Here is a 10,697-nt window from a genome sequence, read left to right as displayed (position 1 = left end):
TTAATTCGCGCCACCAGCCTGGATGAACTGCCCCAAATCTTCAACGTCCTGTCGGGCGAGATGTCCCTGGTCGGCCCCCGCCCGCACGCCATCGGCATGAAGACCGGCGAGACCGAATCCGCCCTGCTGGTCGCCGAATACGCCCATCGCCACCGCATCAAGCCCGGCATGACCGGCTGGGCCGCCATCAAGGGCTCGCGCGGACCGGTGGACACCGAGGCCCAGGTGCGCGAGCGCGTCCAGCTGGACATCGAATATATCGAGCGCCAGTCCTTCTGGCTGGACCTGTGGGTCATCGCCGTCACCATTCCTGTTCTGCTGGGCGACCGGGCGGCCGTGCGTTGAGCGAGAAGCGCATGTTCTGGCGCGGCGTCTGGGGCTATCTGCCGGCCCAGATCGTCCAGGGGATGGTCGGGTTCCTGACGATCTTCGTCTTTACGCGCCTGCTCAGCGCCGATGACTTCGGCCATTACGCCCTGGCGTTTTCGGTCACGACCCTGGCCCACACCGTCACCTTCACCTGGCTGGAGGCGTCGATGGCGCGCTTCTGGGCGGCCGAGCGCACGCCCGAGGGAATGGCGACCCATTTCGCCAGTCTGTACCGCACGTCCTTCACCATCATCGCCGTGTTCACCCCGATCGCAGCCCTGATCGTGTGGCTGGCGCCGCTGACGCCCGCGTTCAAGATCGCCGTCGCCTTCGGCCTGGCCGGCGCGCCCGTGCGCAATCTCGCCAAGCTGGCGCAGGAGCGGTATCGCGCGGCGGGCGAGGTGTCGAAATCCGCCGCCGTGGACATCGGCGTCGCCATCCTGGGCTTTCTGGTCGGTGCCGGGTTCGCGCTGGCCGGCGCCGGCGCGGCCTCGCCCTTGCTGGGCCTGGCCATCGGCCCCCTGTTCGCCCTGCCCTTCATCCTGCCGGGCGAGTTGCGACAGGCTGGTGGCGGAACCGTGGATCGCACGCGGCTGAAAGCCTATGCCCTCTATGGCTATCCGATCGCGGCGTCGCTGACCTTGGCGCTGGTGCTGGCGTCCACGGACCGGTTTCTGCTGGCCGCCTTCATGGATGCGGCGGCGGTCGGCGCCTATCACGCCAGCTACAGCCTGGCGAACCGGACGCTGGACGTCATCTTCATCTGGCTAGGGGCGGCCGGAGCGCCGGCCATGGTCATGGCGCTGGAGCGCGGTGGGCGTGAGGCGCTGCGTCAGACGGCCATCGAACAGGGTTCGACCCTGATCCTGATCGGCCTGCCCGCCGCCGTGGGCCTGTCGCTGGTCGCGCGACCGCTGGCGGAGCTGATGATCGGCCAGGATCTGCGCAGCGCCGCTGCGCTGGTGACGCCGTGGATCGCCGCCTCGTCCTTCCTCTCGGGGATGATCGCCTATTATTTCGGCTTCGGCTTCACCCTTGGAAAGAAGACCGGCCTGTTGCTGGTGACGATGGCAATTCCGGCGCTTTGCAACGTTGCGCTGAACCTGGTGCTGATCCCCCTCATGGGCGTGACGGGCGCCGCCGTCTCAACCGCCGCCAGTTTCGCCATCGGCTTGATCGCCTGCATCCTGCTCAGCCGCCGCGCCATCGCCTTGCCGATGCCTTGGAAGGCGCTGATCCGTTGCGGGATCGCCTCCGCCGTCATGGCGGGGGTCGTCTGGATGCTGCCGCCGCTGGGCGGTTTCTTGGAGCTGATCCTGGACGCCAGCGTGGGTGGTCTCGTCTATGCCGTCGTCGCCCTGACGCTGAACGCCGCCGGGGTGCGTGACGTGCTGCTGCGCCTGATCCGCGCGCGCCGGAGTGTGCCGGCATGAGCGCCCATATCCACGACAACGCTGCTTGGTCTCAGGCGGCGCCGACGATCTCGGTCCTGATCCCCTTCCTGCGCGACGATCCGCAAGAACTGGTGCGCGAATTGGATGCCGAGGCCGCCGCCCTGTCCGACGCGGTGGAGCTGATCCTGCTGGACGACGGCACCGGCGACGCCGATCTGACGGCCCGGCTTCAGGCGACCCTCGACGCCCTCGACCTGCCCGTGCGCCTGATCACCCTGGCCGCCAACGAGGGCCGCGCCAGGGGACGTAACCGCCTGACCACGGCCGCCCGTGGCGAGGCCTATCTGTTCCTCGACAGCGACATGCGGCCAGATGCGGCGGCCTTCCTACAAAACTGGCTGCGACTGGCCACTGACAACGCGCCCGCCGTAGCCTTCGGCGGCTTCTCGCTGGAGCAAGCGCCGACCGACGCGCGGTTCGCCGTTCACCGCGCCCTGTCCGGCGCCTCGGAATGCCTGTCCGCGTCCCAGCGCGCCCTGACGCCCGAAAAATACGTCTACACCTCCAATCTGCTGGTGCGCCGCGACGTATTCGCCGCCGAATCCTTCGATCCTGGTTTCAGCGGCTGGGGCTGGGAGGACGTGGAGTGGGCCATGCGCGTTTCCCGCCGCTTTCCCGTCGTCCATATCGACAATCCCGCCACCCATATGGGCCTAGACACGGTCGAGGATTTGGCGCGCAAGTTCGATCAAGGCGCCGGCAACTTCGCCCGCGTGGTCGCCCTGCATCCCTCCATCGTCCAGACCTATCCCAGCTACAAGGCCGCGCGCGCGTTGAAACGCCTGCCCGCCCTGCCCCTGGGGCGTCGCCTGATGAAACAAGCCGCCCTGACGGTGGCCCTGCCGGTCAAGGCCCGCGCCTTCGCGCTCAGGCTCTACCGCGCCGCCGTCTATGCGGACGCCGTCTGACGATGCGCGATGTCGCCGTCATAATCCCAACCCTGCGCCGCCCCGACAGCCTGGAGCGGGCCTTGCGCTCGGTCTTCACACAGACCAGATCGCTGGATCGCGTCGCCGCCATCGTCGTCGCCGACAATGACCCGCAAGGCTCAGCCGCCGCCCTGATCGAACGGCTTCGCGCCGAGGCGGCTGTGCCCCTGACTTATGCCCATGCCCCCATCCCCGGTGTGGCGACGGCTCGCAACATCGGCCTCGCCGCAACGGACGCTGCACTGATCGCTTTCTTGGACGATGACGAGGCCGCCTCGCCTGGCTGGCTTGCCGCCCTCTTGCATGCCCAAGGCCAAACCGGCGCCGATGTCGTCTTCGGCCCAATCCGGGGGCGCGTTCCCGAAAACACCGGCTGGACCACCACCTATCTGGAGCGGTTCTTCGGTCGCGGCGGCCCGCGCGAAACCGGCCTCACCGACGACATCCACGGGTGCGGAAACAGTCTGATGGTGCGCGCGACCGCCCTGCCCGGCGAGGCCCCGTTCGACGTCGCCTTGAACGAGACGGGCGGCGAGGACGACCGCCTATTCACCGCCCTGAGGGCGCGGGGCGGCCGGTTCGGCTGGGCGGCCGAGGCCTGGGTGGATGAGTTCGCCCCGCCCCACCGCGCCACTCTGACCTACGCCCTGACCCGCGCCTTCGCCTATGGCCAGAGCCCGACCCAGATGGCCGCCGACCGCCACGACTGGCCCGGCGTCGTCAAATGGATGGTGGTCGGCCTGGTCCAGACCGCGCTCTGGGGCGCCGCATCGCTTCTAGCCGCCCTCCTTCGCCGCCCCGACCGCGCCCACACCTACGACCGCTGCGCGCGTGGTCTCGGCAAGGTCTTCTGGACCAAGGGCTTCGAGCCTAAACTGTATGGCGCGGCGATGCTGAAGCGACCTCGGCCTGATCAGCGGATCGGCATATAGCGGCAGGTGAAGTCCGGATCGCCGGTCATCAGGCTCGGCTTGAGGTGGATATAAAGCCGTTCGGCGCCCGCAACGTCGTCCAGCGCAAACGCCTGTTCGGCCTCATACATCTCGTCCCGGTGCGCGTCCGTCCAACCCCTGGCCAATTTGATAGCGCGCGCCTTGGCCGCCGGCAGGCTATCGGCGACGACGAAGACATTGCGGTGCTGCTCGGCGAACGCCACACCGTCGTAGCCGCCCAGGTTGACGTAGTAGAGCTTCTCCTTGCCCTGATAGGGCGTGGGCAGAAGACTGACCTCATAGCCGTCTGCCTGCGAAATCTCCGACCAGCAATCGATGTGGAGCGTCCCTTCGCGTCCCCACCACTGCGCCAGCAAGGCCTCTTTCGTCGCCTCAATCGTCGGGGCGACGAGGAAGCGCATATCGTGCACCTCGATATTGGCGCCGGGGTGCTCCCCGCCGATGTAGATCGCAAACAGCTTCATTCGTCCTCGCGTCAGGCCGCCGTATCGGCAAGATCGACCGCAGGCTTTGCGGTATTCAGGATCAACGCCAGTCGCCGACCGACGATCCCGCCCATTTCGTGCGAACTGGTGATCCCTTGCGCGAAGGGATGCCGCCCCATGATGAACGGCAGGCTGAGACAGAACAGCCGATCCATCGGCAGGGGTGCGTCGACCGGCCGAAACATGTCATCGACCGCAATCCCCCGGATGATATCGGGCGCGTCATTCGCAACCTGATCACGCACGATCCCTTGCTCCAACAAGGACAGGAACGGAAACTGGATGCCGCTCAGAGCCGCTTGCCCCGTCGCCTCGATGAAGATCGGGAAGTGGCGCGTCGTGTCGCCGATCGTCACCCGCGCGCCGCCTTCGGGACAACGCGTATCGACATCGTAGTCGTCGCCCAGGGCGATGACATCCAGCCGTCTGGCGGTGTGCAGCGCCAGCATCCGCTCGATCGATTCGTGCGGCACACCGGCGTAGATATCGACAAAGATCGGCTTGAAGGCGCGGCTGAACCGCTCGAACTGGATGCTGTCCAGATGGGGCACGATGACGGCGACGATTTCATGCATGCGCAGGATGCCGTCGCGCCAGGCCACCGTCACCTCTGCGGCATGGTTCGCCTGCGCCTCCTTCAGGTTCGCGGCGGCCCAGACGAAGGGATCAACCGATGCCCGCCGCGCGAAATAGCTCTCGGCGAAGGTTTCCAGCGTCGCGTCATGCAGTCCCGTCTCGGCGGCGTAGTCCGGATCCAGATGGATCAGTTCGGCTCGAAAAAGGTCGAACACGGCGTCCAGCAGCCCGTCAGGACCGCACGCCACAGCCGCAGCGACAGCCTCGGGCGTACAATAGGTCAGCGGGCGATGCGGCAGCGGAAAATAGAAATCCGCCTCGGGCAACAGTCCCTTTCGCGACATCATGGCGATGTGAAAATCTTCGGTATCGGACGCGGGCTGATAGATCAGCCGATCATCCTGTCGAACGAAGTCCCCGTGCGACGTGGCCAGGGCGACGGCCGCATCGATGGCCGTCAACGACGACCCCCGAATGCCGATCTGCGTCGCCGGAACATCCGCGAGGTCAGATGCGGGCCAGGGGCTGAGGAAATATCCGGGCTGGGCGTCCGGCCGCGACGGCCACTGGTGACCCGTCGCCAGAACCACGTGGTCGAATACAGCCTTGGCGACCTTCCGCGACGGCGGCGACGTGTAGGTCAGCTCGATACCGTCCTCGCGGTTCGCAGCGTCGATGACCCGGCATCCCGTCCGCACATCGATGACGACGCCCATCGCGCAGGCCTGCTGAACCAGGGCGGCGAACTGATTTTCGAAATATCGTCCCAGGGCGACGCGTGGGACGAAGGTGCGCTCATCGAGCGACGCCCCATCCACGTCCAGCTCTGCCAGTTCGGCGGGCGTTCGTGCCGACAGCCAGTCGGCCAACGTGTCCTGTAACTTCGGGATCTCTATGCTGGCGATGTTGGACAGCATCGCCGCGTCGTTCCAGTCCGGGCTGTAGGGGCTGCCGCAACCGGCCGTCTCGCGCGCCTCGAACACCGTCACCCGCGCCGAAACGGCGCCTTGAGACAGCAGGGCATGAAGAGCGTAGAGCGTCGTCGGCCCCGCTCCGACGAATGCGACGGACTTTGTCATGGCCACACAATGCGCAAGACGCGCAAAGGCGCCGCATCCACGCCGAGCTTCGCCGCAAATGCTTCATTTTCTTGCCGAATGTACGAAAGCGGACGCCGAAAAAGCGCTTCGGAAGGCTTTAGCCCATCAATCGCCGCAGGAAGCCCGGCGCCTTGTAGGTCGAGCGATTCATGACCACGCCGGCGATCTTGCCGCCCACCGCTTCGATCTCGTCGCGCAGGATGACCGGGGCATGGGCGGCCGTGCTTTCGGCCGCGATCACCAACACCGTCATGTCCACGAAGGGCGCCAGGATGATCGCCATGTCGTTGCGGTCGGCGGCGGGCGCGTCGATAACGATGGTGTCGGCGTGGGGCCGCAGCGCCTCCCAGTAGCGGGGCTCTCCGACCGCCTCGACCCGGTGCCCGGACCGCAACGCTTCCATATGGAAATGCGTCACCCACAGACGGCCGCCAAGGCAGGACCGCGCCGTCAACAGTCGCGAGTCCGGCACCGGCTTTCCGTCGCGCCCGGTCACGCGCGGCGTCACGGCGTAAAAGCTTGACCCGTCGGGCGAGCCTTGCGCGGCCTTTCCGACCTGGCCGAAACGATCCGGCTCGGCCGACACCGTCTCCAACTGCCCCTGCTGGGCCAGATCGCCGTCGATCAGCCAGACGGGCTTTCGCGCCCGCACCGCCGCCAATCGGGCGAACTCTCGCGCAACGGTCGAGACGCCCTCGCCGGTCGCGGCGGAGGCGAACTGGATCACGCGCGCGCGGTGCGCCGGCGCCGGTCCCAGCGCCGCCCAAAGGCCCGCCATTTCTGAAGTCAGGTCGACCATCGAATCGCCAAGGCGCTCCCTAAGCCCTCAGCCTAGCACGACTTTCGCTAGGCCGCCTTGGCCGGCGCGACGGCCAGGACCGGCATGTCCAGGGTACGGCTGACCGAGGCCGGCGTCGTGAAGCCGCGCCGTGTGAACACGCGCAACAGGCCGACGCACAGGGCGGTGAAACCCGCGAACAGGAAGACCGCCGCCAGCAGCGGGATCTTCAGGCTCTTGCCCGTCGCCGGCGGCTGGGCGCGTTCGATGACAGTGACGTTGTCGGCGCCGGCGGCCACCAGGGCGTTATCGGCGCGGCTCTGGGTCTCGCGTTGCTGGAACTCTCGGATCGAGGCGCTCAGCACTTCGCGATTGCCGGCCAAAGTCGTGTTCTCGGATTCCAGCGCCGTCAGCCGCGCCTGCCGCGAACGAATATCGGCCAGCTGCCGGTCCAGGACCGCCAGACGCGCCGCCAGCGAGTCGCGCTCAGCCCGGGTGTTGATCCGCGTGGTTTCCAGCTCGGTCCAGACAGGGTTCGGCCCGGTGCGGACCTCCTTGGCCCCGACGGCCGTGCCGGTCGCGACATAGGCTTGCAGTTGATTGATCCGCGCTTCGATGTCCTTCACCGGCTGGGCGTCGGGCTGATAGCGCGACAACAGCTGCTCGCGCTCGGTGCGCAGTTGCAGCACCTGGTCCTGGGCCGAGATGTTCAGATCCTGCTGCAACGCCACCTCAGCCGGTGTTCCCGCCTGCTGCGCCACCAGGGTGTTCAGACGCTGGGCGGTCTGGTTCAGCTGACTTTGGGTCGACATCCGATCGGTGAAGACCGTCTGATAGGTCGCCGCCAGCGTCGCCTTGGCCGCGGTGAAGTCGCCGATGTCATTGGACGCCAGGAAGGCCTCATAAGCCCGATCCGCATTGCCGAGTTCATCCTCGAAGGCGATGCGTTGGCTGGCGATGGCCGGCGTCTTGTCCTGGAAGACCTCGCGGCGATAGATCAGATATTGCTCGATGATCGTGTTCAGGACCCGGGCCGCCCGTTCGGGATCGTCGGCCTTGTAGGTCAGGTGGATGACCGCGCTACCCGGCGCCGTGGCGACGCCCAAGCCGCCGCCGACGGCCTTCAGCGCGGCGGACCGCGCGGCCTGCGGACTGCCCTTGGGCTGCTCGCCCAGGATGGCGGCGGGGCCCAGGGCCTCGACCACCTTCTGGCGCACGGCGCTGGAGCCCAGGATGGCGGCTTCGGAGTTGGCGACCTCGTCGCCCTGCGGCGCCTGGCCCCGCTCGGCCGTGCCAACGCGCGGTTGATAGACGTATTCCTGGCCCACGCCCGCAAACACTGAGCCGGTTGCGGTGTAGCTTTTCTTCAGCGTCATGGCGGCGGCGAACCCCAGCCCGAGGATCACCACGAACACCACGATCATCAGCAGCAGTTCGCGGAACAACAGGCCGATCACGTCCAGAACGCCGTAGCGCGGCCTTGTGGTGACGTGTGCGGTGGAGCGCATCGGGCGGGCCGAATCCCTTGAAAGGCGTGTTGTCTTCACCCTTCGCCCACCGGCGTTAACTGATGGTTACCCATAACCGGCGAGGTTGGCTCAAATCCCTCGTCGAGGCCGACCGATTCCCATGCTGACCGATCGCCGCCTGTTTCTGCTGACCCTGGGTTCAGCCTCCATCGCCGCGTCGCTGGCGGCCTGCGGCGCGGCCGGCGGCGTTCGCGATCCTCGGCGCGCCGACCGGTCGCCTTACGACGCGCTCGCCGGCCTGGCTTTCGCGCCCTGGACGGATCTGGAGCCGGAATATTTGCTGTATCCTGGCGACGAGATCGAGGTGGCGACGCCGACGGCTTCGGAACTGACCCGGACACTCAAGGTGGGTCCTGGTGGTCGCATCGCCCTGCCCCTGATCGGATCGGTCATGGCGGCGGATCGCACCCTACCACAGCTTCAGCAGGTCGTCTCGGCGGCCTATGCGACGCAGTTGGTGCGCCCTGTTGTCGAGGTCACCCTGCGCCAGGCCGGGCCGATCCGTGTCTGGGTCGACGGCGAGGTGCGCAACCCAGGCGTCTTCGAAATGATCGGCGATCTGGACGCCTATCAGGCGGTGATCCAGGCCGGCGGGTTCGCCCCGACGTCGCGTCAGGATAGCGTGGCCCTGATCCGTCGCGGCCCCGGTGGATCGCGCATGATGCGAGTGGTGGACCTGCGTCCGCGTCGCGGCGAGGTCGTGCCGCTGCGGCGTGGCGACATCGTCTTTGTGCCGCGTTCGACGCTGGGCGAACTGGCGGCCTTCTTCACCCAGGTGCGCGCCGCCCTGCCTATCGGCTTCAGCTATTCGATCAACGGATCGAACGGCAACGGCTACGCCCAGTTCTAGATGGTCGTTTAGGCGACCAGCTGAACCACGCCCTGATCGATGTAGCGCCGCGCGGCCTTTTGGGCCTCGGCGATCTCCTCGCGCTCCATCTCCAGGCTCATCTCGCGGCGATAGACGCGCGCCTCGATCGAACCCTTCATGGCCGCCAGGTTGAAGATCATGTGGGCCGACACCCGGTCCATGGGGCAACCGCCCGATCCGGCCGAATACATCATGCCCAATTTAAACAGGTCGTCGCCGGACATGTCCGGGGTCGGCAGCGGCAGACCGTCGTCGTGGGCCTGCAGGTCGTGCGCCATTTCTTGCGCGTTCATCACCGTATCTCCTGATCGGGCGCCATTCTGGGCCCGCCTCTGAGACGCCATCAAATACCGGTGGTTTGAAGTTAAAGTTAACGGCGAAAGGCTTCGCCCGGACTTTTCAGTAAAGCAGAAATGAATACTTCTAACGGGATTCAGACCTCGGAAATCTCTCGGAAATCTCTCGTTTACGCCTCACCTCCGCACATGATCAGCGCTCCGCAATCCTGACGGGGTCGTTCAGCGGGCATTCAGGCGTGAAATCCGACCTTGCTCATCATTAACGGGTCGGATCGGCACATCCGTCGGCGGCCCAGAATGGAGCACGAAGATGAACCGCCTCACCAAGGCCGCCGTCGTCGCCCTCGCCCTGTCGACCACGGCCGTGCCGATGCTCGTTCAGGCCCAGGACCGCGACCGCCGCGAGTATCGTCAGGATCGCCGTGACGACCGCCGCGACTTCCGCCAGGAACGCCGTGAAGATCGCCGCGATTGGCGCGACGGTCGCTATGACAGCCGCCAGGACTATCGTCGTGACCGCCGCGACGACCGCCGCGACTACTGGGCGGAACGCCGGGACGACCGTCGCGATTGGCGCAACGACCGCTGGGACCGCAACAACAGCAACTGGTGGCGCGGCCGCTCGGACTTCCGTGGCTACAACGGTCCGCGCTCGGGCTACTGGTATGCGCCCAGCTACGGCTACTACCGGGTCGAGCCGCGCTACAACGGCTATCGCTGGCGCACCGGCGGCTATCTGCCGGCGCAGTATCGCAGCTACTACGTCCGTGACCCCTATGTTTACGGCCTTCGCGAAGCCCCGCGCGGCTATCGTTACGTCCACGCCGGCAACGACATCCTGTTGATCGCTGTGGCCAGCGGTCTGATCGCCAGCGTCCTCTCGGGCGTCTATTAAGCCCCGTCATAACCGGACGATCGAACCCCGCAGGTCTTGCCTGCGGGGTTCTGCTTTTTCCGACAGCCCCTTGATTGCGAACAGTGTTCAGCCTGGGTTCATCGCCACGGATCGATGATCGCCTCAAGCCGCCGGAGACCCGGCGTGCAGGAACCAAAGACCATGAAACGCCTCCTGATGGCTTTCACCGCCATCGCCGCCGTCGCCGGCCCGCTTGCAGCTCCGATACAAGCCCTCGCCCAGGAACAGGATCAGGCTCAGCAGGAACGGCCGCAGCGCGAAGGGCGCGCCCGCGGCATGAACCGGCCCGAGCGCCCGCAGATGGGTCGTGAGGACGGACCGCGCGAGCCTCGCTCAGAACGTCCCAGCCGACCCGCAAACGATACGCCCCGTGCCGAGCGCCCGTCGGGTGGCGAACGTCCCAATGCTGGCGGCCAACGTCCGGATCGTCCCGAAGGC

General features: G+C 66.7%; 11 protein-coding genes and 1 pseudogene. 7 read left to right on the top strand and 5 right to left on the bottom strand.

Annotation, left to right across the window (positions count from 1 at the left end; translation table 11 throughout):
• From RT123_RS13000 to RT123_RS12985, 4 genes are all read left to right on the top strand, one after another.
• A partial coding sequence (locus RT123_RS13000; protein ID WP_313009536.1) for a sugar transferase occupies positions 1 to 345 on the top strand: 345 nt, incomplete at its 5' end.
• Positions 342 to 1,802 (top strand): lipopolysaccharide biosynthesis protein, encoded by a 1,461-nt coding sequence (locus RT123_RS12995; RefSeq protein WP_313009535.1) that lies wholly within the window; start codon positions 342 to 344, stop codon positions 1,800 to 1,802. The genes RT123_RS13000 and RT123_RS12995, both read left to right, overlap by 4 nt.
• The gene (locus RT123_RS12990; protein ID WP_313009534.1) at positions 1,799 to 2,731 is read left to right on the top strand and encodes a glycosyltransferase; all 933 of its coding nucleotides are present in this window, start codon (positions 1,799 to 1,801) and stop codon (positions 2,729 to 2,731) included. The genes RT123_RS12995 and RT123_RS12990 overlap by 4 nt, the downstream gene beginning before the upstream one ends.
• A 2-nt stretch (positions 2,732 to 2,733) precedes the next feature.
• A complete protein-coding gene (locus RT123_RS12985) occupies positions 2,734 to 3,684 on the top strand; it encodes a glycosyltransferase family 2 protein (protein ID WP_313009533.1) in 951 nt (316 codons plus the stop codon).
• Here the strand turns inward: RT123_RS12985 and RT123_RS12980 are convergent.
• From RT123_RS12980 to RT123_RS12965, 4 genes are all read right to left on the bottom strand, one after another.
• Positions 3,666 to 4,169: a DUF1543 domain-containing protein gene (locus tag RT123_RS12980; protein ID WP_313009532.1), complete on the bottom strand. Its 504-nt coding sequence runs from the start codon at positions 4,167 to 4,169 to the stop codon at positions 3,666 to 3,668. The genes RT123_RS12985 and RT123_RS12980 overlap by 19 nt on opposite strands.
• Before the next feature lie 11 nt (positions 4,170 to 4,180).
• Positions 4,181 to 5,845: an FAD/NAD(P)-binding protein gene (locus tag RT123_RS12975; RefSeq protein ID WP_313009531.1), complete on the bottom strand. Its 1,665-nt coding sequence runs from the start codon at positions 5,843 to 5,845 to the stop codon at positions 4,181 to 4,183.
• Between the two features lie 118 nt (positions 5,846 to 5,963).
• On the bottom strand, positions 5,964 to 6,665 hold the full coding sequence (locus RT123_RS12970) for a hypothetical protein (protein WP_017506474.1): 702 nt from the start codon (positions 6,663 to 6,665) through the stop codon (positions 5,964 to 5,966).
• Between the two features lie 47 nt (positions 6,666 to 6,712).
• Positions 6,713 to 8,152, bottom strand: a complete 1,440-nt coding sequence (locus tag RT123_RS12965) for a chain-length determining protein (RefSeq protein ID WP_174084956.1) — start codon at positions 8,150 to 8,152, stop codon at positions 6,713 to 6,715.
• 121 nt (positions 8,153 to 8,273) lie between these two features.
• On the opposite strand from RT123_RS12965, the gene RT123_RS12960 reads away from it, so the two are divergent.
• On the top strand, positions 8,274 to 9,023 hold the full coding sequence (locus RT123_RS12960) for a polysaccharide biosynthesis/export family protein (protein ID WP_313009529.1): 750 nt from the start codon (positions 8,274 to 8,276) through the stop codon (positions 9,021 to 9,023).
• An 8-nt stretch (positions 9,024 to 9,031) separates the two neighbouring features.
• Here RT123_RS12960 and RT123_RS12955 read toward each other — a convergent pair whose 3' ends face one another.
• On the bottom strand, positions 9,032 to 9,337 hold the full coding sequence (locus RT123_RS12955; protein WP_039247692.1) for a hypothetical protein: 306 nt from the start codon (positions 9,335 to 9,337) through the stop codon (positions 9,032 to 9,034).
• A 316-nt stretch (positions 9,338 to 9,653) separates the two neighbouring features.
• On the opposite strand from RT123_RS12955, the gene RT123_RS12950 reads away from it, so the two are divergent.
• Positions 9,654 to 10,238: an RcnB family protein gene (locus RT123_RS12950; protein WP_174084953.1), complete on the top strand. Its 585-nt coding sequence runs from the start codon at positions 9,654 to 9,656 to the stop codon at positions 10,236 to 10,238.
• A 162-nt stretch (positions 10,239 to 10,400) separates the two neighbouring features.
• Positions 10,401 to 10,697: pseudogene (locus RT123_RS12945) on the top strand (hypothetical protein); the annotation flags it as partial.

Origin of the sequence: Brevundimonas vesicularis (assembly GCF_032067225.1) — a bacterium.
Lineage (GTDB): Bacteria > Pseudomonadota > Alphaproteobacteria > Caulobacterales > Caulobacteraceae > Brevundimonas > Brevundimonas vesicularis_F.
This window is presented reverse-complemented; position numbering and strand designations above follow the sequence as displayed.